Annotated in this window: 25 protein-coding genes; 13 read left to right on the forward strand and 12 right to left on the reverse strand. The window is 40.4% G+C overall.

Translation table 11 applies throughout. The features are described 5' to 3' along the window. Positions 1-269 precede the first annotated feature (269 nt). Both GLIP_RS21585 and GLIP_RS21035 read left to right on the forward strand, forming a co-directional pair. Positions 270-1,352 (forward strand): sensor histidine kinase, encoded by a 1,083-nt coding sequence (locus GLIP_RS21585; RefSeq protein ID WP_008846755.1) that lies wholly within the window; start codon positions 270-272, stop codon positions 1,350-1,352. Continuing rightward, entirely contained in the window at positions 1,345-2,100 is a 756-nt protein-coding gene (locus tag GLIP_RS21035) for a LytR/AlgR family response regulator transcription factor (protein WP_008846756.1), read from the forward strand. The genes GLIP_RS21585 and GLIP_RS21035 overlap by 8 nt, the downstream gene beginning before the upstream one ends. A 22-nt stretch (positions 2,101-2,122) precedes the next feature. Here GLIP_RS21035 and GLIP_RS21040 read toward each other — a convergent pair whose 3' ends face one another. Continuing rightward, positions 2,123-3,853, reverse strand: a complete 1,731-nt coding sequence (locus GLIP_RS21040; protein WP_008846757.1) for a Na+/H+ antiporter NhaC family protein — start codon at positions 3,851-3,853, stop codon at positions 2,123-2,125. A gap of 139 nt (positions 3,854-3,992) precedes the next feature. On the opposite strand from GLIP_RS21040, the gene GLIP_RS21045 reads away from it, so the two are divergent. The 3 genes from GLIP_RS21045 to GLIP_RS21055 are packed head-to-tail and all read left to right on the forward strand — an operon-like array spanning position 3,993 to position 5,634. Further along, entirely contained in the window at positions 3,993-4,850 is an 858-nt protein-coding gene (locus GLIP_RS21045; protein WP_008846758.1) for an MBL fold metallo-hydrolase, read from the forward strand. Next, positions 4,826-5,314, forward strand: coding sequence for a GNAT family N-acetyltransferase (locus tag GLIP_RS21050; RefSeq protein WP_008846759.1), 489 nt, complete (start codon positions 4,826-4,828; stop codon positions 5,312-5,314). The genes GLIP_RS21045 and GLIP_RS21050 overlap by 25 nt, the downstream gene beginning before the upstream one ends. A gap of 8 nt (positions 5,315-5,322) precedes the next feature. Then, positions 5,323-5,634 carry a cupin domain-containing protein gene (locus GLIP_RS21055; protein ID WP_008846760.1) on the forward strand — a complete coding sequence of 104 codons (312 nt, stop codon included), beginning with the start codon at positions 5,323-5,325 and terminating at the stop codon, positions 5,632-5,634. Positions 5,635-6,029: 395 nt separating this feature from the next. Here the strand turns inward: GLIP_RS21055 and GLIP_RS21060 are convergent, their stop codons facing one another. Continuing rightward, entirely contained in the window at positions 6,030-7,682 is a 1,653-nt protein-coding gene (locus GLIP_RS21060) for an amidohydrolase (RefSeq protein WP_040523713.1), read from the reverse strand. A 15-nt stretch (positions 7,683-7,697) separates the two neighbouring features. Further along, positions 7,698-8,681 (reverse strand): serine/threonine dehydratase, encoded by a 984-nt coding sequence (locus GLIP_RS21065; protein ID WP_008846762.1) that lies wholly within the window; start codon positions 8,679-8,681, stop codon positions 7,698-7,700. A gap of 118 nt (positions 8,682-8,799) precedes the next feature. Between GLIP_RS21065 and GLIP_RS21070 the strand changes: the two genes are divergently transcribed. The 3 genes from GLIP_RS21070 (at position 8,800) to GLIP_RS21080 (ending at position 10,448) form a co-directional block, all read left to right on the forward strand. After that, positions 8,800-9,171: a PH domain-containing protein gene (locus GLIP_RS21070; RefSeq protein ID WP_008846763.1), complete on the forward strand. Its 372-nt coding sequence runs from the start codon at positions 8,800-8,802 to the stop codon at positions 9,169-9,171. Between the two features lie 11 nt (positions 9,172-9,182). Then, entirely contained in the window at positions 9,183-9,926 is a 744-nt protein-coding gene (locus GLIP_RS21075) for a tRNA1(Val) (adenine(37)-N6)-methyltransferase (protein ID WP_008846764.1), read from the forward strand. A 144-nt stretch (positions 9,927-10,070) separates the two neighbouring features. Then, complete coding sequence (locus tag GLIP_RS21080) at positions 10,071-10,448, forward strand: hypothetical protein (protein WP_008846765.1); 378 nt, start codon at positions 10,071-10,073, stop codon at positions 10,446-10,448. Between the two features lie 94 nt (positions 10,449-10,542). Here GLIP_RS21080 and GLIP_RS21085 read toward each other — a convergent pair whose 3' ends face one another. The 4 genes from GLIP_RS21085 to GLIP_RS21100 form a co-directional block, all read right to left on the reverse strand. After that, a complete protein-coding gene (locus GLIP_RS21085; protein ID WP_008846766.1) occupies positions 10,543-10,953 on the reverse strand; it encodes an ExbD/TolR family protein in 411 nt (136 codons plus the stop codon). A gap of 129 nt (positions 10,954-11,082) precedes the next feature. After that, positions 11,083-11,865: a CLCA_X family protein gene (locus GLIP_RS21090; RefSeq protein WP_008846767.1), complete on the reverse strand. Its 783-nt coding sequence runs from the start codon at positions 11,863-11,865 to the stop codon at positions 11,083-11,085. 8 nt (positions 11,866-11,873) lie between these two features. Beyond that, positions 11,874-12,416, reverse strand: a complete 543-nt coding sequence (gene fldB / locus GLIP_RS21095) for a flavodoxin FldB (RefSeq protein WP_008846768.1) — start codon at positions 12,414-12,416, stop codon at positions 11,874-11,876. Positions 12,417-12,504: 88 nt separating this feature from the next. Beyond that, on the reverse strand, positions 12,505-14,463 hold the full coding sequence (locus GLIP_RS21100) for a metallophosphoesterase family protein (RefSeq protein WP_008846769.1): 1,959 nt from the start codon (positions 14,461-14,463) through the stop codon (positions 12,505-12,507). Positions 14,464-14,557: 94 nt separating this feature from the next. On the opposite strand from GLIP_RS21100, the gene GLIP_RS21105 reads away from it, so the two are divergent. After that, entirely contained in the window at positions 14,558-15,667 is a 1,110-nt protein-coding gene (locus tag GLIP_RS21105) for a protein disulfide isomerase family protein (protein ID WP_193362870.1), read from the forward strand. A gap of 60 nt (positions 15,668-15,727) precedes the next feature. On the opposite strand, the gene msrA is transcribed toward GLIP_RS21105, so the two are convergent. After that, positions 15,728-16,264 (reverse strand): peptide-methionine (S)-S-oxide reductase MsrA, encoded by a 537-nt coding sequence (msrA, locus tag GLIP_RS21110; protein WP_008846771.1) that lies wholly within the window; start codon positions 16,262-16,264, stop codon positions 15,728-15,730. Positions 16,265-16,412: 148 nt separating this feature from the next. Between msrA and GLIP_RS21115 the strand changes: the two genes are divergently transcribed. From GLIP_RS21115 to GLIP_RS21125, 3 genes are all read left to right on the forward strand, one after another. Beyond that, positions 16,413-17,147: an SDR family NAD(P)-dependent oxidoreductase gene (locus GLIP_RS21115; RefSeq protein WP_008846772.1), complete on the forward strand. Its 735-nt coding sequence runs from the start codon at positions 16,413-16,415 to the stop codon at positions 17,145-17,147. 241 nt (positions 17,148-17,388) lie between these two features. After that, positions 17,389-18,810, forward strand: coding sequence for a sodium-dependent transporter (locus GLIP_RS21120; protein WP_008846773.1), 1,422 nt, complete (start codon positions 17,389-17,391; stop codon positions 18,808-18,810). Between the two features lie 471 nt (positions 18,811-19,281). Then, on the forward strand, positions 19,282-20,526 hold the full coding sequence (locus tag GLIP_RS21125) for a coiled-coil domain-containing protein (RefSeq protein ID WP_008846774.1): 1,245 nt from the start codon (positions 19,282-19,284) through the stop codon (positions 20,524-20,526). A gap of 14 nt (positions 20,527-20,540) precedes the next feature. Here GLIP_RS21125 and GLIP_RS21130 read toward each other — a convergent pair whose 3' ends face one another. After that, positions 20,541-21,356, reverse strand: coding sequence for an NAD-dependent epimerase/dehydratase family protein (locus GLIP_RS21130; protein ID WP_008846775.1), 816 nt, complete (start codon positions 21,354-21,356; stop codon positions 20,541-20,543). A 16-nt stretch (positions 21,357-21,372) separates the two neighbouring features. Beyond that, positions 21,373-22,152 (reverse strand): DUF2884 family protein, encoded by a 780-nt coding sequence (locus GLIP_RS21135; protein ID WP_008846776.1) that lies wholly within the window; start codon positions 22,150-22,152, stop codon positions 21,373-21,375. 332 nt (positions 22,153-22,484) lie between these two features. On the opposite strand from GLIP_RS21135, the gene GLIP_RS21140 reads away from it, so the two are divergent. Continuing rightward, complete coding sequence (locus GLIP_RS21140) at positions 22,485-22,664, forward strand: hypothetical protein (protein ID WP_008846777.1); 180 nt, start codon at positions 22,485-22,487, stop codon at positions 22,662-22,664. A 117-nt stretch (positions 22,665-22,781) separates the two neighbouring features. Here GLIP_RS21140 and GLIP_RS21145 read toward each other — a convergent pair whose 3' ends face one another. Both GLIP_RS21145 and GLIP_RS21150 read right to left on the reverse strand, forming a co-directional pair. Next, entirely contained in the window at positions 22,782-24,023 is a 1,242-nt protein-coding gene (locus GLIP_RS21145) for a mechanosensitive ion channel family protein (RefSeq protein WP_008846778.1), read from the reverse strand. Next, positions 24,023-24,919, reverse strand: a complete 897-nt coding sequence (locus GLIP_RS21150) for an acyltransferase (protein WP_008846779.1) — start codon at positions 24,917-24,919, stop codon at positions 24,023-24,025. The genes GLIP_RS21145 and GLIP_RS21150 overlap by 1 nt, the downstream gene beginning before the upstream one ends. Positions 24,920-24,922 lie beyond the last annotated feature (3 nt).

The raw sequence follows: 24,922 nt of genomic DNA on the forward strand, positions 1-24,922 counted from the left end.
GATTAAACGGTCTAAATTAAATTTTAAATCTATACTTTTTCGCTGATTCACTCTTATTTAACCAATTGAAAATAAATGAAAAATTAAAGTTGATGAGGAAAGATTGAGATTTTTGGAAGATACTTCTACAGTTCTAATATGGCCTTATTTGGTGTGAATGGGGATTCACTGTGACGGCTCGATTAATTATTTTATTACATTTTTATATCTGGATTATTTATGAAAACACCGATATGTTAAAAAAAAGAAAACACTGATGATTAATTAGCATGGCGCAAACAAACCACTTTTTTAACCGCTATTTTTGGTTTGCCAATACGTTTTTTTGGTTGGCTGTTCACGCCTTATACACACATATTAAATTTTTAGCGTTTGAACAAACGGACCAAAATCCAAACTGGACCGAGCTTTGGATTTCAATTAGTCCCTGGTTTGTTTTGTGGATAGGCGTCACTGCGATTATATTTAAGTTGGTTCAGCGCACCAATAGATCGCCTAAACCAGTTGCTTTCAAAGTGCTCTTTCACTTGGCTTGGATGACGGTTATTTTAATTGTGTATTGGGCCATAGCTCACTTACTCGTGATTGCTGTCTCTGAGCGAACCATCGATCAATTTAGTTATTGGTTTACGCGCACTATTACGCAGAATGCTCAGTTAGATATTTTCATGTATTTGGGGGTTCTTGGTGCGGCTATGGCATTACGTTTTTATCATAATGCTGTAGAAGAAAGTATCGAATTGAAACGTTTACACCATGCCTTAATACAAGAGCAATTAAAAACTCTGCGCTCTCAATTAAATCCCCACTTTTTGTTTAATGCACTAAATACCATCGCCAGTTTAGTTAGGTTGAAGCGTGAGAAAGATGCTGTTACTGCATTGTCCGAACTCAGTGTTATGTTGCGAAAAATACTGGAAACAAAAAATCACGATGACATTAAAGTTAAAGACGAAATCGCCTTTATTAAAAGCTATTTAGCGATTCAAAAGATGCGATTTGCAGATAAATTAGACACCCACATTCACGTTCAGCCCGAATGTTTAGACTTAGCCATTCCAAATATGCTTTTACATCCTTTAGTGGAAAATGCGGTGCAACATGGTTCTCAATTAGAGTCGAGTCGAAACTTGTTAAATTTGGATATCAGCATAGACAAAAACGAACTAAAAGTAGTGTTAACTAACAAAGTCGCGAAAAACGATCAACACAATGGTTTTGGTATTGGCCTTAGCAATACTCGTGAGCGCTTGGCTAAATTATATGGGCATTTTCGTTTGGAATTACATCCACTTGATAATGATTTGTTCGAAACGCTATTAGCTATACCGATAGGGGGACAGGATGCTTAGTGTATTAATAGCAGATGACGAATATCTAGCGCGCGAGACGATTAAAATATTGCTATCTAAAGAAACTGATATTGCAGATATTTTTGAAGCAGAAGATGGTAATCAAGCACTTACTATGGTGAATGAGTTTAAACCAAACGTTGTGTTTTTAGATATTGAAATGCCAGGGATTTCAGGTATTCAAGTAGCCAAACATGTACCTCCAGAAAGCGTCATTATTTTTGCAACGGCTTACAACGAACATGCGGTAGAAGCCTTTGAGTTAAACGCTATCGACTATATTTTAAAGCCCTATGATGATGAGCGTTTTTTTAAAGCGCTGGAACGTGCCAGAGATAAAATAAAAGACGAAAAACATGATGATTATGCGAAGTTGAGTGAAATTATTCAGCAAATGATTTTTGAACAGCAAAAACCTTATCGAGAACGCTTAGTTATCCGTGACCCCGGTCGGATAAGGTTGATCGATGTTGCTCAAATCAACTTTATTTCCGGTGCGGGAAACTACGCTGAAATTCATTTAAATGATGGTAAACATGTATTACATCGAGAAACACTCTCTGCCCTAGAAGAGCAACTTAATCCGCAAGAGTTTGTGCGTATTCATCGCTCTTCAATTGTACGACGCAGTGCCATCAGTGAACTACGTCCTAATGATAAAGGTGACTACTCAGTGATTTTGCAAAGTGGCGAAATACTTACACTATCTCGTCGAAATCGCGTCAAATTAGACGAACTTACAAACTGAAAATCAACCACCTATTTTGATTTTAACTCATCAGTAAAGCACACAAGGTCCAGAGTATTCCTGCGATGGTGGCGGCAAATGTTGCCGGGACTATCTGGGTTTTTACATGGTCCATTAAATCGCAACCAGTTGTCATCGAGCTCAAAATAGTGGTATCGGAAATGGGAGAGCATTGGTCACCATACACACTGCCATTTAACACCGCAGCAAAACATATCAACATAAATACTTCGGGATTGGTTAGCATTTCGTTTTGGGCAATCTCCCACATCAAAGGCATGGCTAACGGAAAAGCAATGGCGTAGGTTCCCCAACTTGTGCCAGTAGAAAAAGCGATAATCATTGTGAGTAGTTGTAACACCACAGGAAGTATCCAGAATGGCAATTCCTCGCCAAGTAGGTCAACTAAATATATTCCGCCACCAAGTTGTTTGCTAATCGCGCCAATGGTAATGGCTAACATCAAAATTATCGAGGCAACAACTACTCCCTTCCAGCCTATGCCTAAGCCATTTAACATTTCTCGAATTTGCATGCCTTTACCTAACGCAAAAATAATGGCGATAAATAATGCACCAGCAAAAGCCCAGTGAATTTGCGGTGATCCTGTGCTCAAAAATGTCACAACAGCGATACCAATTAAGCAAATTAGTGGAATCACAAACTCCATCCAATGAGGACGGTAATTGTCAGGAACACTGGTTTCGCGTAGTTCCTTGGCGCTGATCGGGCTTGCTCCAGGGGCATCTAATTGGCCGGTCAGTCTGGCTCTGGAAATGGCTTTACGTAATGGAGCGCCAGAAAAAACGGTGAATTCTAAACTTAGCAATAAGGTGCCAATGACTGCAAAAATACCGTAAAAGCTAAATGGGATACTTGAAAAGAAAAACGCAATGCGATCTGCTTCGGTAGCTAAAAATGCCACGCCTGGTACGAAAATAAATGCCTGAATATATGCTGGCCAAGCATTAAAAGCGATTACCGCAGCTATAGGGGATGCGGTTGAATCCACAATATAACTTAACTCCTCGTGACTCACATTGGCTTTGTCTGCCATGGGCTTAACTGTTGTACCAACTAAAACCGTACTCATAGTGCCACCTTGGAAAAACAGTACACCTAGCATCCACGTGACCAGCTTGGCGGATCTTGGTCCGGTGACAAAACGTTCACTCATCATCTGCGCAAACGCTTGCGCTGCACCAGTTTTAGCCCAAATACCCATGAGCCCACCGAGTAACCACAAATATAAAATGAGAATAGAAGCGGCATCAGTTGTCGCGAGATTAGGAATAAGAACATCATGGCCTATATCAAATTTACCTAACATGAAACCGCCCACTACAATCCCGCTAAATAATGCGATTAAGGGTTCTCGACTAATAAGACAAAGTGCGATTGCAATGAAGGCAGGTAATAATGACCATACTTCAAAATGATAATCGGCTTTCAATAAAACTGGACTTTTTCCCAATTCTGGAATGAAAACCCATTGTTGTTTAATTTCAGGCTCAGACGTTAAAACGTCCAACTTGTGTTGTGCAACAGGGGAGTCGGCATAGTTGGCTACTGCATCAATAATAACTTCTTTACCACGACTGATATAGGCCCATTGACCTTGTTCAGTTTGATAGGTTTGATACTGAACTTTCGATTCTACCCATGTGGCCGAAACGAATAAATTAACGTATAGCGCACCGATTAAACCCAAAATAATACACAATAGGGTTAACTTATTTTGCAATTTATCCATTCTAGCGCCACTCTATATAATTAATTCATAAGCAAATTAACAAAATAACAGTTTAAGATCCAAAGCATAGGGTGTATATGATCTAAACAAACTATTATTTGCTTCATATTCACAGTGATTAAACATAAAGGATAGAAAAATGCGTAAACTAGCTCTTTCATTCATGTTTGTGTTAACGACATTACTAATTACTTCCGCACAGGCCCAAATGAATCCAGATGACGTAAAGATGGAATCCGAGAATTTAGGCGGGTCGGTTTACATTTTAACTGGTATGGGAGGTAATATCGGGGTTTCGGCAGGTGACGACGGGTTATTGATCATAGATGATCAGTATGAGCCTTTAGCTGAAAAAATATCAGCCGCATTAGATCAAATCTTAAAAGGTAAATTGCGCTATGTAATTAACACCCATTATCACGGAGACCATACGGGCTCTAATGCGTATATGAAAGAAGTAAAAGACGCCACTATTTTTGCCCATGACAACGTAAGAGTTAGATTGTTAAGTAAGGATGGGCATAAGCACGCGTCCCTTCCAGTGGTTACCTATTCTCATGGTGTCACCTTTCATTTTAATGACGATACCTTAAATGTGATGCATTTATCTAATGCGCATACTGATGGGGATAGTGTTGTCATGTTTGAAAAAGCCAATGTATTACATACTGGCGATTTATTTTTTAATGGTTTATTTCCTTATATCGATATTGACAGTGGAGGCTCGGTAAAAGGGTACATTGCTGGAGTAGAGAAGCTCATTAGCATGATTGATGATGAAACTAAGGTTATCCCAGGTCACGGGCCACTTGCCGATAAAGCACAGTTAATTACATTTGTGGAAATGATCAAAGAAACCTCGGCACAAGTTAAAGAGTTAAAAATAAATGGCATGCCAGTAGAAGATATCATCGAGGCAGGTTTAGATGAAAAATGGCAGGAGTGGAGTTGGTCTTTTATTAATGAAGAAAAATGGATAAGAACGCTTTATCGTTAAATCTAGAGTCGGCAACTGAAAAAGATGTAATAAACCTGCATGGTTGGTTTACAAATATCCTCGAAATTCGTCAATGGGGAGGTCCCAGCATGGACTTCCCAATTAGCGTGATGCAGTTCATTGCTGAGACTAAACTCGACCAATTAAATAGCTACAAAATAGTTGATCATAAAAACAACATGCTCGCTTTTGGTCAATGCTACCAAAGGCTTGAGCGTTGTCATTTAGCTCGTTTAGTAGTGAGTCCTGATGCGAGAGGAAAAGGACTTGGTAAATACTTAGTTGAGCAACTCATGCTATACGCACCTAAAAGCATTACAACTAAAGGCTTTTCCTTGTTCGTGCTAGCGAATAATACAGTCGCTAGAACGCTTTACGAAAAACTTGGCTTTCGGTGTATAGACTATCCAGAACCAATGGATAGCACTATGGCTGAATGCGAATATCTGATTAAAGATAATTAGAGAAGGATATGGACATAATTCGAAGCAAACAATTTACCGCGGATAAAGCTTGGGGAGCCAAAAATATAGCGCAAATGAACGGAATTACGACGCGATTACATTGGACCGATCAGCCTTATAAGTGGCACATCAATGATGGTGAAGAAGTCTTTGTCGTTCTCGATGGCAAAGTCGATATGTTTTATCGAATAGATGGAGAAGAGTTTTCTACTAGATTAGATGTGGGTGACATTTTTTATGCATCTATTGGCACTGAACATGTTGCCCACCCAATTGGTGAAGTAAGAGTGCTGGTGGTTGAGTCAGCCGGCAGTATTTAATACGTCCGTTTAATTACCAAAAATTGCTAACTTCAAATTAATCAAACACCTGTACAAATAATAAGCATGTTACTGATGCATATTGGCGCACTGGTATGGACAGTGCGCCCTATAAAAGTGCCAATGCACCAAGCTGGCGAGAAATTATCTCAAAGGTAGGGGGTGTGAAAATCTAACTATTTGATATATAAAGATAAAAAAGTTGGCACTGATGCTGCTATAGATTACCCGATTACGCATCTACGATAGAAATGTTATGTGTGTAACCATTGATAATAAAAATAATAATCAATGTTGAAATACTTCAAGCGCTATTTAGCTTCTTGAGGCAGGAAGGCAACACTGCCCGCACAAATTTTCGTGTCCTGTGGTTTGTGCGGGTTTTTTCTTTCTGGCTAGTTAGGTTTTGCTTGATATACGCGTTTTCCTGCCACCCAAGTTTCTAATACTTTTGTTTTCCAAATTTGGTCTTTATCAATAGAAAATATATCCTGATCAATCAAGATGAAATCGGCCCATTTGTTTTTCGTAAGACCTCCAATAATATCTTCTTGATGAGCCGCATAGGCAGCATCAATAGTAAAACCTTTAAAGGTCTGTTGCAGGCTTAACGCTTGACTTGGCACCCAACCACCTACCGGTTGATTATTCCTATCTTGACGAGTGACAGCGGCATGAATCCCATAGAATGGATTAGCCAGTTCAACCGGGAAATCAGAGCCAAGTGGTAGTGGAGAGCCTTGGTCTATAAATCGTTTCCAAGCATATGCACCGAGTAATCTGTCTTTACCTAGGCGATCTTCTGCCATGTTCATGTCACTGGTAGCGTGAGTCGGCTGCATTGACGGAATAATATCTAACTGCTTAAAGCGAGGAATATCGTTCAGGCTTATAATCTGCGCGTGCTCGATGCGATTTCTAAGGTTTTTCCCGCCCACATCTTTAAAAGAGGCTTCGAATTGGTTTAACGCCAAATGGTTGGCAAGGTCGCCAATAGCGTGCAAATTATGCTGAAAATCATGTTTGAGAACTAGATCGAACAGTGGCTTAAATTGGTCTTCTTGTATCACCAAAAGCCCTTTATTGTCCGGAGCATCTGCATAATTTTCAAACAACGCAGCACCGCGGCTACCTAAAGCTCCATCAGCCATGGCTTTTACGCTACGAATAGATAGAAAATCTTCCGCATCATTAAAATAACCTGCGTTAAGTATGGCTTCTAAGTTAGGGTCTTCATACCAAACCATGGCATAAATTCGTACATCAAGATTTTTTTCCAGCGCTAAGCGTTTGAAAAAGTCATACTCGGCTTTTTCAATTCCTGCATCATGTACGCTGGTGATCCCGACTGAGTGAAGATGTTCGGTTGCTGCATTTAAACTGGCTTGATAGTAATCATCAGATTGATTCGGAAGGTGTTTGGTGACCAAATACATTGCTGTATCGATTAACACACCAGTAGGATTGCCTTGGCTATCACGGATGATTTTACCCCCTGGCGGGTCGAGGGTGTCTTTACTTATCCCAGCGATCGCTAAGGCTTTACTGTTTGCCCAAGCAGCATGTCCGTCCACACGGGATAGCAACACCGGTTTTTCACTTACATACTCGTCCAGTTGCTGGGCATTAGGGAATTGCTTGTCTGGCCAAAGAACTTGGTTCCAACCGCCACCGGTTATCCATTTTAAGTGGTCATTCTGGGCTGCGTAATCCCCCACTTTTTTTGCCGATAGTTGCGCGGATTTGACGTCTCTTATATCCACTTTCAACAACGAATTACCAAGCCCCAACATGTGGCCATGGGCATCGATAAGCCCAGGAATCATGGTTTTTTGCTGACCATCAATGAAAAGACTATCTGGATATTGGTTTAATAATGTCTGATCGCCAATTTCTAATACCTTACCGTTTTCAAATACGATATGAGAGAACTGCAGCATCGCACCTGAGTTAGTTAGGGTGTAACCCTTGACGTTACCGAACATGGTCGGTTTGGCTGCACAAACCGCACTGCAGACACAGATAAGAAGCATAAATATTGTTTTCATAAATCCTCTTTATTTTTATAAGCTAGGCAACTGACATAAGTAATCTTTAGACCAAACCTGTTTCATTTTGATGTGATCAATATTTCCACCAGATAACAGTACTAACACGGTTTGTCCTCGGGGAACACTTTTTAACCAATTTACCACGGCTTGCATTGACATGGCACTGGTCGGTTCGATGTGGAGCTTGAGTAAATGTTGCAACCACTGTGTCCAATAGGCGATATCTGATTCTGACACTTCAACTATACCATCCAGTGTTTTTAACAAGGGGAAAGTGTGCTCGCCTACAGATGGCGTAGCCGCGCCATCAGCTAATGTCAAAGGTGGCTGGGCTAATTTAATTATTTTATTTTGGCGCATCGATTCCGCAGCATCATTTGCTGCCAGTGGTTCAGCACCGAATACTTTTGCCAATGGACAGCGTTCTCTGGCAGTTAGGACTGTACCTGATAACAAGCCGCCACCACCACAAGGAGCAAATATTGCGTCGACGTCACCTGTTTGCTCTAAGGCATCTAATAACAATGTGCCTTGACCTGCGATAATATCAGGATGGTTAAATGGCGGTATCCATAACGTGCCCGTTGCTAACGATGCTTGATACACAGCTTCATCTGCGGCGAGTCGGGTAGGGTATAAAGCGAGTTCCGCGCCATAGTATTGGGTAGCTTGCGCTTTTACTGCTGAAACCCCTTCGGTACTAAATATCTTTGCCTGAACACCAAATAAGCTTGCGGCATACGCGACTGCTTGGGCATGGTTCCCTGAACTATTTGCCACAATTTGTTCTGGCAACGCATCTTGCTCTGCTAATTTAGATAAAATATTAATTGCGCCACGGACTTTAAAAGCACCAGTGCGTTGTAAACATTCAGCTTTAAATAATACTCTGCTACCTAGCCAATTATTTAAAAGTGAAGATTCAATTATTGGGGTTTGATGAATCTTATCTGCAATCCGTTTATGGGCTTGAACAATGTCAGCGTAACTCGTCATGTGTGCTCCTTTTTTCAAGCTGTAGTGAAGCATATTTCTAGCACAAAAGGTATAGATGTATTGAGTTTTACGAGCAATCCCTTATGCTTGATGCAACTTACAAGTTATGGAGAAAAACATGGGTTTGTTAGATAAAATAATGGGTAATGCTTCAGAAATTGATGTGGCGGATGTTAGCGAAGAACTGACACCAATTTTGGGCGCGAGTGAATCTATTGAGCGGGTTTTTAAAGAAATTCGCGATATGTACGTATTCACCAACAAACGCCTTATCTTAATTGATAAGCAAGGCTTAACAGGGAGAAAAGTTGATTATCATTCCATTCCTTACCGAGCAATCACTCAGTTTAAATTAGAAACAGCGGGCCATTTTGATTTAGATGCTGAATTTAGAATTTGGATATCTGGGATTGACGAACCGATTAAAAAAGAACTGAATAAGAAAGTGGTGGTTGGTATTCAAAAAACGCTTGCAGACCATATGTTTTAGTTGCCAACAGGGTGGCTGCAACATCTAGGTTTGAAGGGTTTCGATTTAAACAGTTTGCGATCGAACATAAAAACTGCGCAATGAAAGTTGGCACTGACGGTATTTTGCTGGGAAGTTGGATCCCGACAGGAGATTATAGCTCAATACTCGATATTGGAACTGGCAGTGGTTTAATCGCAATAATGCTGGCACAACGTAGCGTCGCGCAATGTGACATTTTGGGAATTGATATTGACCAATCGGCGATCTTGCAAGCACAAAAAAATGCACTCAATTGCCCTTGGTCGTCCCAACTCACTTTTGTACATCGGGCATTGCAACAACTCCCCCAAATTCAACGTTATGACCTTATTGTGAGTAATCCGCCATATTTTGAGGGAAAATCCGGAGAGTTATTAAGCTCAGACGCTAACTTCATTTCCGATAGCAGAAGAAAAGCTAGGCATAACAACACCCTCAACTTTTCAGAACTATTCCAACACGTATCAATACTACTCAATAAAGATGCTTATTTTTATTGTATTTTACCTGCTGAAACGATCGCTTTGGAAGCCTTGGCTCAAGAGCACGGATTATATTGTGATCGCCGGACATGGGTGAAATCCAGCCCGTTTAAACCACCTAAACGACAACTACTAAGGTTTGGGTTTGAGCCCGCGCAGCCACAAGTGACTGATTTATGTATTCATGACTGTGAAGGAGCTTATTCGGCTGACTATATTGAACTTTGTCGAGATTATTACTTAAACTTCTGACGATCAAAGCAAACAGAGCTTTGCTTATATAGCAATGTCTGGTCAGCCCTAGCAAAAACCTTCAAGTTTTTTTCGCATACAATTTTCTCTTGGTATTTTTGTTGCTATATTTAAATTAAGATGATTTTAGCAACGTGGTGAAGTATGAGTGATATTGAGCTACCTGATTCGATCTCTAACTTAGCTGGCAAGCTGCAAATTGTAGAAATTGTGTGGCAAGGCGTCCCATTTCAGATCCCCAAATTTGCGGTATACAGTATTTTAGATAATCCTGTTTTCGATCGCTTTATGTACCGTAACGGCCGCCGTATTGCACTTTTAAAACTCGGTCGTTATGAAATACCGGTTATTGATCCATTTCGGGGCAACATTGACAAGCCTCCAGAGCATGTCGTGATCATTACTCATAGTAAAGAAGACAGGTTTGGCTTATACGGTTATCCAGCAGATCATGTTGCTGATGACCTCATCGTTGCCAGTAATCACCGTTCAGTTAAATGTATTGTAAAAGATTTTGTATAGCTAAATAGCTAACACTGGAATAACGTGTATTTAATTCAGCCGCAGAAACAAAAAAGCCCTTCAATCGAAGGGCTTTTTTACAAACTTTAAAATATCAACTGTCTTTAACCAGTATGGATACTTTGTCTATTCCCGCCTCTTTGGCTTGGTTCATCACTTCAACCACGATACCGTGTTTCGTTTTAGGATGAGCCTGTATCGCAGCAGAGTCAGTATTATTTTCTGCTAAGAAGCTTTGAATGTTTGCAACTACACGACGAATATCAACTTCGCGGTTATCCATAACAATGGTTCCCTGCTGGTCGATACGTATTGCCAATGTTTTGGCATTACTTGGCGGTGGCGGTGCATCAGGTGCTTTAGGGCGATTTGCCATCAAGCCTGCTTCTTTCACAAATGACGTCGTTACGATGAAGAATATCAACATAATAAAAACGATGTCGAGCATAGGGGTCATGTCTATTTGTGCTTCGTCATCAGCGGAGCCGTGCTTTTTCTTTCTCATAAATTCAACCACAGTTTCTAATCGTTAATACCCTAGTATAGAATTAGTTTGGTGTCGGAGTAAATGAGTTATCTGAAATTGTTGGTAAATTTTTAGAAAATAGTTTTAGTTAGTGTCTAATTTTGACCATTAATCAATCGCTTTTCCTAATTTCTTAAAATACTCCAATAACTTAGCGTTGCTTTGCTGGCGGTGCTGTGCGATTGGATAAATCCCTACCTGAGCTTCAACGGATTGTTTTGTCCCTTGTACTAAAAACGCATTTTTGATGGTTTGATCCTGAATCGCGGCTTCAAATGCTCTGGCCGCCATTTCTTGGGGTTGAGCGTAATAATAAAACTGCATACTTTTATCTGCTTTGACGCTGCGCGTAACGTAGTCACTTGGTTCAATACCATTGCTGTCCAAAAAAAGTGTTTGAAACCAAGCTGAGAGTTTCTGATTGAGCGGATGGGAATGCATAGTGGCATCTTCTAACCAGAGACTAGAAGCAAATGCATGGGGTAGGTCTGTGGCGTACATTTTGGTACTGATGTAATGATCGAAAGCGTGAAACCATTCGTGCGCTAATGCACCACCGCCAGCATTTTTGGCCAATGATAGTTGTCGTTTAGGAGCATGATAATGTGCGCTGCTGTGTTTTTGGCCGCCGACCCCAAAAGCCAATGACAAGCTTCCGTTCAGAGAAATGACAGTTTCAGTAACGTGTAAAATGTCCATCAAGTCGCAAAGGGCATCAAAAAATAGATTTGCCGCCAACTGTTGTTCGGCCTGGGTTACCCATTTGCCAATCTGTATAGTCTTAAAGCCGAAAATTTTATGAATATCACCAAAACTCACATCTGCGCCGGCCCTATGCTGCGCTCCATTTCGGTAAAAAGGGCGTTGAATTCTAGGCAGAAGAGACGACATTGCAATGTTTAACTTAGTTGAATTTCGGTTAACAATTGTTCACACCACTGACTGATGCGTTGTTCACTTAATTCGTATTGGTTTTCATCATCTAAAGATAATCCAACAAAATGACTTTTATCCGGAGTAAGACCTTTAGAGTGGGCAAATTCGTAACCTTGATTTGGCCAGTAACCTATAAACTCACACTCTAATACCGCTAATTCATCATGCAACATTCCCAGCGCATCTTGAAACCAATCTGCATAACCAATTTGGTCTCCAAGTCCGAATAGAGCAACGGTTTTACCTTTTAAGTTCATATGCTTGATATCGTCCCAACTAGACTCCCAGTCTTCTTGCAACTCGCCAAAGTCCCAAGTAGAAATACCAAACAGCAAAACGTCAAACGTTTGTGCTTTTTGTAATGCGACGTCTTTAATGTTGAACAGTTCGACAACGGGCGCATCAAAAAGCTCGTTGAGTTCTGATTGGATTTTTTCAGCAGCCATTTCGGTGTAACAGGTAGTTGAGCCGAAGAACAAGCCAATATTTAGTGCATTTTCTGACATTTTTTCCCTTAGATTTGTTTCAAAGGCTATTGTCTCCGGATGCTGCACTGAGGTCCAACGATTTTTAGGCTTGTTTTTCTCGCTAAAGTTAGTCTTTTTTGATGAATTCGACTTCTTCACCTTTTGCTAAAATGACGGAGGCTTCTACGTGAATGCAGTTGTTATCTACTTTTACTCTACCAATCCCTGAGCCGTTTAATAAGGTGCCTATCTGCTGGTTGTCTGGCTGACGATGCCGCACGGTCATATTGCGTCGTTGCGTTAGCCAGTTCAATGGAGACTTTGTACTGAATAGAACTCGATTTAAACGGTCAAACCAGCGGATTAATTGTTTTGGAAATTCGTTTTTTATGCCGCTACTGGTTATCTGCGTGATTTGTGGGCTGTTACGTCTGAATTTCAAAGTGATATCGTAAACGAACGAGTAATGCACATCGCCTGACAAAATAACAAAATGCGGCGGTGTTTTATAATGCCGGAAAATATTTAACATCACACTTGCCGTGCCCTTGTGCGCCATCCAGTTTTCTGCATCGACCATCAATGCTCGCCCAAAAAAGGTAAAGATTCGCTGGATAGCCTCAATCAGTTTTACCCCAAAGACAGGTGCCGCTGAAACCATGATAACCGAAGGTTGATTTATCAGTTCTTGTTGTAATTCGCATAACGCTTCCCAGTCCATTAATCCGGATGGTTTACGTAAGCTCGATTCAGAGCGCCAGCGCTGGGTGCGCGTATCTAAAACCACGACTTTTGGAGTGGTGTTTAATGTGTAATGCCATTGGTCCCAGTCGAGCAATATATCAATCACTTGATCGTGCTCTTGAATACCGGACGAGGTGAAATGTGGTAATAATTTGTTGGACAGCGGATTAATTTTCTCTACGTCATTTCCCCATCCTTGGCACAGCCAATATCCGATTAATGCGTTACCTACAATGCGTTTAGCAAACGCATTATTATAGACAGCGTCTTCCCAGCCTCTGGTTAAATTCCAATCGTCAGTGACATCGTGATCATCAAATATCATATATACCGGGATATGTGCCATTGCGCGGCGAACTTTGGGCAACCCAGCTTTAAATCGTTCTATCCATTTAAGCTCCTCTGCAAAAAGAGGTTTAAACTCTGCAGCAATTTTATCGGTTTCTAAAGTGGTTAAATTCCACAGTTCGGGAGACCAAATGAGTGCGTACATGCCAATGACTTCGGTCCAACTGATTAGATGATTGTTGGCATTAACAGAAGTGAATATGGGCTTTTTCTTGCCGCCGAAAAAATATGACATGACCGTCTTGGTACTGTCATTATCAGGTAATAAAGAAGGTCTCTGATAATAGTTGCTGTGCTTTGTTAGTAACTGCTTACTATTTGTGATTGTTCCGCCTGGTATTTCTTCATGAAATAAGCCTAATAACTTAATGGTTTGATGGATGGCAACTAAAGTGGGCCCTGCCACATCATCGATATAAGCTTGATCACCTGACAAAAGTAATAAGTCAGGCTGCGCATGTTTATCACTAAATGCTTTACTAAGCTCTTCGTCAACAGCAAGCATGCCATCATCACTAGCATGATGGGGCTTTCGGCAAGAACCGTGTAAGACGTGTTTAATATGAGAGTTGAATACGAAGCTTGGGGCATCTTGCTGTGGATACAAAAGATCTGGCATTAGCGCTTGCAAATTTTTCTGCGTACCAGCGTTAGTGGCCATGGTTAGGTCGTAGTAATAACGTATCCCTTGCGATAAAGGTTGTTCAATTGGCAACGTTATTAAGCAGATATAAGCGTTTTCGCCTACTTTAACGTTTTGTGCGTATTCTTGTGTACTTTGCTCGAAACAAACTTCATCTTGTTCAGTCCAAACTTTTGCTTGAAAAGAAATTTTATGACTTAATAGCATCCACAGCGTAATACTATTTTCATTTACTGCACGAAGAATAGGACCTGCAATAATTGGCGGCAAATCCGGCGTCAATTTTTGAGTGTTTTTAGAGTCAGTCAAATCACATTTAAATACAAACAATAGATGTGACTTAGTTTGCATTAGTTGTAACCGAACAATCAAATTGTTTTCGGAATAACTTGCTATTGGAACATTATTAATTTAAAAAAACCTGCCTATGGAGAGGATGGGAAAAATGAATAAACTCGGTTTAATTTTACTGGTTGCGATTGGATTAACGGGGTGCGCAGAAAAGCAACAAACTCCTCAAAAAATTGCGTTGCAAGGACAATGGTTAACTGAGCAGAGCGGAGAAGCCATGCTTAATCCGCAAACGTCAGGGCTTAAGGGGTGGAGAGGAAAGTTACTGTCTGTATCAGATGGAAGTGCAGATATTTCACAGCGTAAGCAATTGCATATTATTGAACCAAACACGGCAGCCGTTTTAGCTGAGTCTTTGACGTTTGTTATGTCAGATAGGGTTCAGCAAAGTTGTTTTGCCGCTTATTTAAACGACGCTCCGGATTTAGAAGCATTAGCTGTCGACCCAGATGATGATAAGGTTTTTATCGTCGTGACAGAAGATGCGACGCGCAGTGAATCCATGTCTGAAAGTTGTTTTGAAAAATATCAAAATAGTGGTTCAACCCAATACCCTACATTATTGCTCAGACTTGAATTACAGGAGAATAACGAGTTATTGGTTTCTCATGTTAGACCTATTCAATTTCAAGCGTCCCTGCAAATAGGTGACTTTCCAAATGATGGTATAGAAGCGCTCGCTTTTGGGCCAGATGACACTCTTTACCTAGGAATGGAGAAAGACAAAAAAGTTAAAGCTCGGATTTTTTCTTTAAAAATAGATGATGATTTTTGGTTATCAGAAGAGTTCGCTCAAGTAACAGATTTGCAACTCAATTTACCTAAGTATGATTCAGGTAATCATCCAATTAATGGTATGGACTATTTACCACGAGAAAATCATCCTGGGTATTTAGTTGCTGCCGCCAGAAACGACAACAATATTTGGTTGATCGATTTGGCAAAACAAAAAGAGACTAAAGTGATCGCCGTCGAGTTTTATGCGCCCACGCATTCCAAAGAAGAAAACTGTGGTCCATGGGAGTTAATGGACAATGCGTCTTTAGAAGGCGTCGCTGTGGTCGGCAGTACTATTTGGATGATCAATGATCCTTGGAAACGTTATTATCCAGACAACATTATTTGTGAAGTGAACCGCGTTAATTACGAAAAAATGGCACCGCTACTATTTTCTATGCCGGTTGATCCAAACTGGTTTAATTAATCACTATTGATTTACGTGGCCAATAGAGTTATTGGCCAGGTGACTAATGTTGGCTATCGATTATTTTAATCGACTCGCAAAGTTTTTCTTAAATTTGGCTAGTTTTGGGGCAACTACCATATTGCAGTATTGGTTTTGCGGATTATTAGTAAAATAATCTTGATGATAGTCTTCCGCCTGATAATAATTGTTAACTTCGGTTACTTCGGTCACAACTGGATCGGGCCAAATTTGCTGTTCCTCAATCTCAGAAATGATTTCTTCAGCAAGTTTCTTTTGCTCATCGTTATGATAAAAAATCGCACTGCGGTATTGGCTACCCACATCGTTCCCCTGCCTATTCAATTGGGTAGGGTTATGTAATGAAAAGAATATTTCTAATACATCACGATATGAGATGGTATCGGCATCAAAATTGACTCTCACAACTTCTGCATGTCCCGTAGAGCCGCTGCACACTTGTTCATAAGTAGGGTTGTCAATATGACCAGCGGCATAGCCTGAATAAGCCGACTCTACTCCTTCAATTGAATTGAAAGCTGATTCGATACACCAGAAACAACCACCTGCTAGCGTTGCCTGTTGAAGATTTGCCATATGTTACCTCTTAAAATGGTTGATGCTGACTCGTTATATCAACATGGTAGCGAATGGATATGAGTTCAAGTCATCCACTTCAGATAATTCTGCGTAATAACCAAACAACAAAAAAGTTTAGACTTTATTCTTTGGATATGAAAACCAGATGAAACAATCAAATGCTTTAATCATAGGCGCTTCTTCGGGTATTGGTGCTGAACTCGTGAAACAATTAAGTCAAAGTGACGAAATTTGTGAGGTGCATGCCGTTTCGCGCAAAAAACTTAATCAAACGAATCCTAAGGTGCGTTGTCATCAAATTAATAGTTTAGATGAACAGCAAATCAGGGCTTTGTGTAAAGAGTTGCACTCTGTTGGTCACTTTAGATTAGTCGTATCGTGTATTGGTGTATTGCAAAGCCAGATTCATGATAAAGAAATTAAGCCTGAAAAACGCTTGGAAGATATCTCGGCCGATCAACTCGAAACCTATTTTAAAATAAACACGATTGCCCCTATGTTATGGTTGAAGCACTTGCCGTTGATTTTTGACAATCAAAAAAAATCGCAGGTCGTTATGCTTTCCGCCAGAGTCGGGAGCATTGCGGACAATCGATTAGGTGGTTGGTATGGATATCGAGCCAGCAAAGCTGCACTAAATATGTTGGTCAAAAACACACAAGTTGAATATTCGCGACGTTTTAAAAATGTTGAATTAATCTGCTATCACCCAGGGACTGTGGATACTGATTTATCTAAACCCTTCCAAGCCAATGTTCCGCAAAATAAACTGTTTTCAGTGTCCTTCACCGTCGATAAATTGCTAAATCATATACATACTTTAGACATACAGTATGCCCCACACTTTATAGATTGGGATAATCAACCCATTGATTGGTAATTCATATTGTGCGGCGAAAGGTTTAAGACGTGTTAAGGCGCATTAAGTATGTAAATATTGACAGTGCAGGGTTTCAATTGCGTGATTGACTAACTTGCTTATTGCTGAAGATTTAAGTAAAAGACATTTTAAAAATAGCCTGTTAACATCAATTAATAAGCCTAAAAACAATAAAGGTGATTATCTGACGTAGGTGCTTTGTCATGCGGAGATAATTCAACTAACAAAAAAGGAAAATAATATGGCAGCAGATCGCGAACAGTTTGGTTCTCGTCTCGGATTCATTCTGGCCGCCGCAGGCTCTGCGGTTGGCATAGGCAACATGGTAGGGTTTCCAGTCGCAGCAACCAAAAATGGTGGTGGTGCCTTTTTACTGATTTATGCGGTATTTGTTGTACTCATCTGTTTGCCGGTGATGCTGGCTGAAATGTCAGTAGGGCGTCGAAGTCGTATGGACCCACTTAATGCCTACGTGAAATTAAGCGGAAATCAGTTGCACTGGCGTATGGCAGGTTGGTTGTCAATCATAACCCCGTTTATGATTGCCGTATTTTATTTGGTCATTACGGTTTGGATTTTCGGTTTTCTTTTTCAAATTAGCATTGGTAATTTAGACAAACTTGCTGATCCCAATACTTTTCCAGAGTTTATTAAATCCTCACACTTGTTTATTTACATGGTCGGCGTATTGGCTGTTGTGTACTTAATTTTGCAAGGTGGCGTTAAACAGGGCATTGAAAAAGCCGCGAAAGTGATGATGCCAGCATTATTTATTATGTTAGTGGGTTTAGTTATTTTCGTTCTTACCCTAGACAATGCGTTTGCTGGAGTGGAATACTATTTAGTCCCGGATTTTACAAAGATTAACGCCTCGGTAGTAAGTGCAGCCCTTTCACAAGCCTTCTTTTCCCTATCATTGGGAATGGGCATTATGATTACCTACGGCTCGTATCTGGATAGCAAAAGTGATGTTCCTGGATCTGCAAAGTTTGTTGCTTTGGCTGATACAATGGTTGCGTTTATTGCCGGTTTACTGATTTTACCGGCAGTATTTTCCTTTAATCCAAATACCAATACGGCCGAGTTAAGTGATTCTTCGGTAAGTATGATATTTACTTTCTTGCCCAAGATTTTCTTAGCCTTGCAAGCATCAATAGGTTATGTAGGGGCAAGTGTCGTCGCAGGTTTGTTCTTCTTGTTAGTCTTTTTTGCTGCAATAACTTCATTAGTATCCATTTTTGAAGTACCTGTCGCCTCTTTTATGGAATCTAAAAAAGTAGGTCGTAAGAAAGCATTAGGAGTGATGGGACTGTTATTGGTTGTAACATCAGCGGTGGCGTCAATGTCATTTGGGATCTGGGAGCCAGTTACCAATTTTGTAAGTTATGCTGAACTAAATAAATCCTTATTCGACGTTATTATTGACGTTTTTTACGACACGATTTTACCCTTGAATGGACTGCTCATTTGTTTATTCGTGATATATCGATGGAAGAAAGAAAGCTTTAACGCTGAATTAGATCAAGGGGCTCCTAGCTACCAAGGCAGTTTGTTTGAGAAATACGTCGATTTCTCTGTTGGCACCTTTATTCCAATCATTTTGTTCTTAGTGTTTATCAACACAGTGGCGCTGAAGTATTTTGGCAATGCATTGATAGGCTAGTTAAGAGTAGCTGCGAACAAATAAAAGCTGGGTTAAGACCCAGCTTTTTTGTTTGTAGTGATCTTGGTAAGGAGTTGCTACAACCTTGGGTTTTCTAGAGGCACTTTCTGCCACCTGTGTTTGTACTTTTTGCGCTTGAACTGTCGCGTAATTATTACACTTTTTACTTCACTGTTTGTTCTTTTCTTGCTTCGCAATCTCTTTGCTGAAAGTCCTACTGATGTTGAGGAGAAAGCTAATTGACTGTTTTAATTTAAGATTTTATGGGTTGTTCTACTTGCTAATTAAGTTCTTACGTTGCTGTGCGCGATTGGAACTAATTATGCTTCAATTAATAGAGGTGTCCGATCACACGCAGAGTTTGATTGGGCCATTGGGTAGCAGAATATAGACCAGTTTCTGGTTCAGGTAGTGGATATGTTGCGCCCAATTCAGGTTGAGAGGGCTTGTTAGGGCAAGCGAGGAGGATCCATGACAATTAATACGCAATTACCCAATAACGCAATTGAACAATTGCAACAGATCGCTTCGGAGAATGAAGTCGATCCAGTTGTTCCTGTGACTGAAACAGATACTGACGTAAATGCTAGACAAGGTGAAGAAAATGCTGCCAGTGTGGCTCAACGTAGCGCCACAGAAGTCGCATTGGAAGAGCGTCTCAATACTCTGCGCGAGCAAAGACAGCAGCAAGAACAAGCCAGAGAAGCCTTACTGCAACGCTCTACGAATCGGGGTAATGCCACTGAGTTGAATGAACAACCATCAGACCGTCAGGCTGCGAGCGCTGATCAAGGTAATGCTCAACAACAGGCTTCTAGGCTACAAAGTGATGATGATGCGCAGACTACAGGGTCTCAAATACCTGCTCAACAGCAACAATCTGAACCAACAGAGCAGCGAATTGATGATCAAATAGCGCAATCAGAGGCTCGTCAACTACAGCGAGATAACCAGATTGAACAAAGGCAGCAGCAGCGTCAGCAGCAAGTAGAAGAGCAGATAGAACAACGAGAAGCTCGCCAGCAACGCAACTTCGAGCAATCTGTGCAAGCTCAACAACAGCGACAGCAGAGAGTTCAAGAGCAGGTAGAGCAACGAGAAGCCCGCCAACAAGAAAACACGGAACAATCTATTCAAGCCCAGCAGCAACGAGATGAGCGGGTGCGTGAAGATATTCAACAACGGGAACAACGTCAACGTGAAGTTGCGGAGCAAGGCCTACAACGACGCGAAGAACAACAGCGAGAAATTGAACAGCGAATCGACCAACGAGCTGAGCGAACACAAGAGCTAAATGAACAAGAGCGTCTGCAACAGCAAGATGAACAGCAAATTAACGCAGGATTCGACAATACAGATGTAACCGAAAATAATCAGCAAGCCGAAACGATTCAAGCGGAGGGTGATGCACTACAACAACAATCACCGCAGGTTCTAAGTGAACGATTACAGCTTTTGGCTCAAGAAATTGATGACGCAGAACAAACCCAATCAACCCAAGACATCATCAATACGTTACGTGAAGAAGCGGAGGTTATTCAGAATCTGTTACGACAACAATTAGTTGAGCAAAATTCCCCTGACGCGGCTTTAGATGCTGAGTTGAATACGATTCAGCAGGACTTACAAGAAGAAGTTGAGCGCAATGCGCGCAGATTGCAAAATAACCAACCGGCAACTGCGCGGCTGGGAAATTTTATTGATCAGGTTAGCTGAAGAGTAAAGACTGCTCAGTAAATCATATCGTAAGGGCTGGGGTATTGCAGATTCAATTCAAGCTCTCGTAGCGTAAATTCGCAATTGATAACTTTACCCTTATCTTTTGATGTTGACGGAACAAACTCTGGTGTTGGTAATTCTAACGCCGTTGCAGCATCAGTATAGTATTGTTGACGTGAAGGGTGTTCGCTACTCGATAAGTGATAGGTATGTCCAAATTTGTCATTAGTGATAATTTTTTCAATGGCACTTATAACATCTTCACGGTGCACAAGGTTAACGACTTTTTGTCCATTTTCGATATTTTTTTTCGCACTTAGACTTCGTGCTGGGTGCCTGTCTTTTGAAACTAATCCGGCTAATCTTAAAATTACTGAGTGTTGCTTAAATAGGTCCCGAATGTGCTGTTCCAAGGTTACGTGAAGTTTCGCACTCACGGTTTGAGGGGCGACTTTAGTGTATTCAAAAACAGTTCTACTAGACTCTCCGTAAACCGAGGTAGTGGAGATGAAAATGAGCTTCTCAATGCCTCGCTGTTTTGCTGTGTTTATTAAATTGAGCATATCTTGAAGAAATACATCAGGTTGCAAACTTTTGCGCCCAGGAGGAATGTTAATGATCAGTAATTGCGCATTAAACACATCTGTTAAGTGGGGAGAGTCTAAGCTATCACCAAGATTAAATTGCACTGCAGAGACTTCTACATCAAGTAAACTCTGGACACCTTTCTCAGAACGTTTGGTGGCCACCACTTGGTGACCACTTTGGCTGAGTTTTTTAGCAAGCGGTAACCCTAACCAGCCACCGCCTATAATCGCTACTCTCACGTTAATTCTGACTTCCTTACATTTTTCTTTCAGTGTTAACCGTAATTAAATTTAACCCAGACAATTCTTTCATTGAGTTTTGAAGTTTATTCTCTGCATAATCGATAGATGCTAATTGCAGGCAAAATGCATCGGCTTTTTGCTCTAATTTTTCAGCTTGGGCTTCGATTTTAGTTTCGATATCTTGACCAAAATTTTCCATACGTTGTTCAAATCCGTCTGTATCACCATCACCAAAAATAAGTTCAGTGCCCATGGCTACCATGATGTGTCCAATAGAAGCAGTTACAACTTCTTCGATGGTGTCTTCAAATTCCTGTTCCCATTGTGCACCTAAAAAGTCGCCGTCTGAAAAGTTAGTTGAATCTAATTGAATACTGCCATCTGCTGCATAAAAATTAAATTCAATTTTCTCTTTTAACTCATCAAGTTTAGTTTGGATTTTAGTAACAGAATTACTATTGGAACCTAATAAGTTACCTAGGACTTCAGAGACTGCTACATTTGCAATAGCAACGCCTTCAAGGGCTATTTCTGCAGCGACTGGTACGGCATTGTAAATACCCTTGTAGTATTCAGAAACCCATCTTTCCTGATTCGCATTCACATCCATGCGTTTACCATTTACAAATAGAGATTCTCCGGCATCAATTTTAATAATGTCGTTGTCTTCAGTGGTTATCGTCAATACATTATTGATCAAAGAGACTTGCCCATCGATATCTACGTCACATTCGTTTGCAGCTGCGGTTCCAGAAATTAATAATACACTTGCGGCGATCATAGACAGTTTCATATTTTGTTCCTCTTAAAAATGATTCCTGTTGCACATTGCATTATGTCAACCCAGCAATGTGTTGTTTTATGATATTGCTTAGAGCAACACTCGGGCCAGAATAAAATATTCTTTAATTATCAATAAATTATATTATTTGACTACAAAGTGATGTGTAGATTGAGGAAACGAAATAGGAATAATTACTAAAAATTAGTCAAATTAACTAAGGTTATATTTGTATATAACGAGCGATTTCGATAAAGACAGAAATGTTTGATATAGATCATTCCCTCAAATAGGGGTTTTGGTGCATAATATAGCGAGTGTAATATAATTTTTTTGGAAGAAGCATGATTGAAGCCATCTTATTTGGAATAACAGTACTCGTTTTTGTATTGGGCGCGACTTGTCTGATTATGGGATTTTTACCTTCGCCTGCTGGTGGCATGCGTGAAAAAGTCGAATACGGATTCTTCGGTGTGACAGGATTAGTGGCCACGATTTTATTGTCCGTTGCGCTAGTTTGGTAGTATAGCTAAACGAGTTAAAACAGCGCTGAGTATGAATTGGCATCATTAGTAGATGCTAATTTATACTCAGCGCTTTTTTATTGCAGTATGAAAGGTGAGACGTTTTACGATGTTTAATTATTTATCGCTGACTCTTTGATAAGCTCTTAAATTGAACACTGGAAGCATTGCCAAACAATGGTCGAAAATATCGGCTTGTACGCCTTCGTAGTTAATCCAATTTTTATCGGCACAAAAACAATAAATCTCTAAGGGTAAGCCTGCTTCAGTCGGAGCGAGTTGCCTGACCATCATGGTCATGTCTTTATTGAGCTGCATATGGTGTTGTAAGTACGCATTTACGTATGCTCTATAGGTACCGACGTTTGTAAGTCTGCGACTGTTTAAAAGGTCTTGCTCGTCGATGTTTTGGGAATTGTGATATTCACGTAAGAGTTCTACTTTTGCATCAATATAGTCGCTGATATAGCGAATCTTTTTATATTGGGAAAGCGTTTCTGCATCACAAAATTGTATACTGTTTATATCAATCTTAATCGCTCGTTTAATTCTTCTACCACCAGACTCAGACATCCCTCGCCAGTTTTTAACCGAGTCACTAATCAAAGTATAAGTAGGAATGGTCGAGATTGTTTTATCCCAGTTTTGCACTTTGACCGTAGTTAAACCTACCTGCAATACTTCGCCGTCTGCACCGTATTTTTGTAGTTCAATCCAATCTCCAGTATTTACCATACGATTTGCCGCGATTTGTATACCGGCCACAAATCCCAAGATTGTGTCTTTGAACACCAACAACAATATCGCGGTTACGGCACCTAATCCTGACAATAACAGCAATGGGGATTTATTCAGAAGGTTTGAGATAATGAGTAAAATTGCGATTATCACAATCATTAATTTCGCGACTTGAATAAACCCAGTAATGGGAGCACGTCTTGCTAAGTCTGACGCGTTATAGACGTCCTCAATCGTGTTGAATAGTGCACTGCAAGACCAAACGACGGCGACTGCAATGTATATCACCATGGTCTTTTGGATAAACGAATAAAAAATATTCGACTCTTCAATTAGTACTGGCGTTAGCAAGAAAATCACCAAAGCCGGGACAATATGTCCTATGCGTCGAAAAAAGCCATGTTTATGCAGTTCATCATCCCAATTATTGCGGCTTAGCGCTACGATTCTTGAAATTCTTCCGCGTAATAGCAATCGAGTTAAAATGAATGCAACGATAGCGACTGACAAACATAGTAATATCGCCGATCCTTGATAAAGCCAGCTTTGTTCAGTGATACCAGCATCAATAGTACTTAAATTGGTAATCAGCCAATCTTTTACTTTTTCGCGCTCAAGCATTATTTAGTGCTACCTAATTGTGATATAAATTTGTCTTTGTTAGACCAAACGCTATTCAGCCACAACTGAAATCGACCTTTGAATTCATCATCATTAAAGTAATCGCCAATGACTTCCTCTGTGACCGGGAGTACATCAATTTGCACAAAAACGTGCGTTAACCTACCCGACAACATATCCATCATCGGATGCTTACTATTTTCTGGATATAAAATGGTGACGTCTAAAATATTGGTAAATTGCTCGCCCATGGCAGCTAGTGTAAAGGCCACACCACCGGCTTTGGGGGGTAACAGGTTGTGATATTGACTGGATTTCGCTTGGCGTTTTTGCGGAGTAAACCTAGAGCCTTCTACGAAATTGATGACAGTCGTCGGCGTCGACTGAAATTTCTTGCAGTATTTACGAGTGGTTTCAATATCTTTGCCTTTCAGGTGCGGATTTTTTGCCACAAAATCGCGACTATAACGTTGCATGAATGGCATGCCAAGAGCCCATGCACCCAAGCCCACAAAAGGCAACCAAATGAGTTCCTTTTTAAGGAAAAATTTTGGTGCTGGAATGCGTGACGCTGCAAATTCAATTAGCAAAATAATATCTAAGTAACTCAGATGATTCGGCATCATCAGATACCAACTATTTTTGCTCAATTCACCGTTTACTTTGCAGTCCCATTGCACTTTATTAGTCATTCGGATCAATTTTACACTGATGATACCAAAAGCAAACATCATGAAATGCATAATGGGACTGAGCACTTTCGCTACCCATTTAAACGGCAGTAAAAACTTAACTAAGCCCAATATAATGATTAACACAGCCCAAAAACTTAGATTGAGCATTTGTAACGTAAAGTGAAGTGGAAACATCAAAAATGCAGGGATGAAACTCAACATAAT

Origin of the sequence: Aliiglaciecola lipolytica E3 (assembly GCF_000314975.1) — a bacterium.
Lineage (GTDB): Bacteria > Pseudomonadota > Gammaproteobacteria > Enterobacterales > Alteromonadaceae > Aliiglaciecola > Aliiglaciecola lipolytica.

Excerpts from the sequence above, each read along its gene's own strand:
- GLIP_RS21585 (WP_008846755.1), top strand. The coding sequence starts at position 270 with ATGGCGCAAACAAACCACTTTTTTAACCGCTATTTTTGGTTTGCCAAT.
- GLIP_RS21035 (WP_008846756.1), top strand. The coding sequence starts at position 1,345 with ATGCTTAGTGTATTAATAGCAGATGACGAATATCTAGCGCGCGAGACG.
- GLIP_RS21040 (WP_008846757.1), bottom strand. The coding sequence starts at position 3,853 with ATGGATAAATTGCAAAATAAGTTAACCCTATTGTGTATTATTTTGGGT.
- GLIP_RS21045 (WP_008846758.1), top strand. The coding sequence starts at position 3,993 with ATGCGTAAACTAGCTCTTTCATTCATGTTTGTGTTAACGACATTACTA.
- GLIP_RS21050 (WP_008846759.1), top strand. The coding sequence starts at position 4,826 with ATGGATAAGAACGCTTTATCGTTAAATCTAGAGTCGGCAACTGAAAAA.
- GLIP_RS21055 (WP_008846760.1), top strand. The coding sequence starts at position 5,323 with ATGGACATAATTCGAAGCAAACAATTTACCGCGGATAAAGCTTGGGGA.
- GLIP_RS21060 (WP_040523713.1), bottom strand. The coding sequence starts at position 7,682 with ATGAAAACAATATTTATGCTTCTTATCTGTGTCTGCAGTGCGGTTTGT.
- GLIP_RS21065 (WP_008846762.1), bottom strand. The coding sequence starts at position 8,681 with ATGACGAGTTACGCTGACATTGTTCAAGCCCATAAACGGATTGCAGAT.
- GLIP_RS21070 (WP_008846763.1), top strand. The coding sequence starts at position 8,800 with ATGGGTTTGTTAGATAAAATAATGGGTAATGCTTCAGAAATTGATGTG.
- GLIP_RS21080 (WP_008846765.1), top strand. The coding sequence starts at position 10,071 with ATGAGTGATATTGAGCTACCTGATTCGATCTCTAACTTAGCTGGCAAG.
- GLIP_RS21085 (WP_008846766.1), bottom strand. The coding sequence starts at position 10,953 with ATGAGAAAGAAAAAGCACGGCTCCGCTGATGACGAAGCACAAATAGAC.
- GLIP_RS21090 (WP_008846767.1), bottom strand. The coding sequence starts at position 11,865 with ATGTCGTCTCTTCTGCCTAGAATTCAACGCCCTTTTTACCGAAATGGA.
- fldB (WP_008846768.1), bottom strand. The coding sequence starts at position 12,416 with ATGTCAGAAAATGCACTAAATATTGGCTTGTTCTTCGGCTCAACTACC.
- GLIP_RS21100 (WP_008846769.1), bottom strand. The coding sequence starts at position 14,463 with ATGCAAACTAAGTCACATCTATTGTTTGTATTTAAATGTGATTTGACT.
- GLIP_RS21105 (WP_193362870.1), top strand. The coding sequence starts at position 14,558 with ATGAATAAACTCGGTTTAATTTTACTGGTTGCGATTGGATTAACGGGG.
- msrA (WP_008846771.1), bottom strand. The coding sequence starts at position 16,264 with ATGGCAAATCTTCAACAGGCAACGCTAGCAGGTGGTTGTTTCTGGTGT.
- GLIP_RS21115 (WP_008846772.1), top strand. The coding sequence starts at position 16,413 with ATGAAACAATCAAATGCTTTAATCATAGGCGCTTCTTCGGGTATTGGT.
- GLIP_RS21120 (WP_008846773.1), top strand. The coding sequence starts at position 17,389 with ATGGCAGCAGATCGCGAACAGTTTGGTTCTCGTCTCGGATTCATTCTG.
- GLIP_RS21125 (WP_008846774.1), top strand. The coding sequence starts at position 19,282 with ATGACAATTAATACGCAATTACCCAATAACGCAATTGAACAATTGCAA.
- GLIP_RS21135 (WP_008846776.1), bottom strand. The coding sequence starts at position 22,152 with ATGAAACTGTCTATGATCGCCGCAAGTGTATTATTAATTTCTGGAACC.
- GLIP_RS21140 (WP_008846777.1), top strand. The coding sequence starts at position 22,485 with ATGATTGAAGCCATCTTATTTGGAATAACAGTACTCGTTTTTGTATTG.
- GLIP_RS21145 (WP_008846778.1), bottom strand. The coding sequence starts at position 24,023 with ATGCTTGAGCGCGAAAAAGTAAAAGATTGGCTGATTACCAATTTAAGT.
- GLIP_RS21150 (WP_008846779.1), bottom strand. The coding sequence starts at position 24,919 with ATGTTGAGTTTCATCCCTGCATTTTTGATGTTTCCACTTCACTTTACG.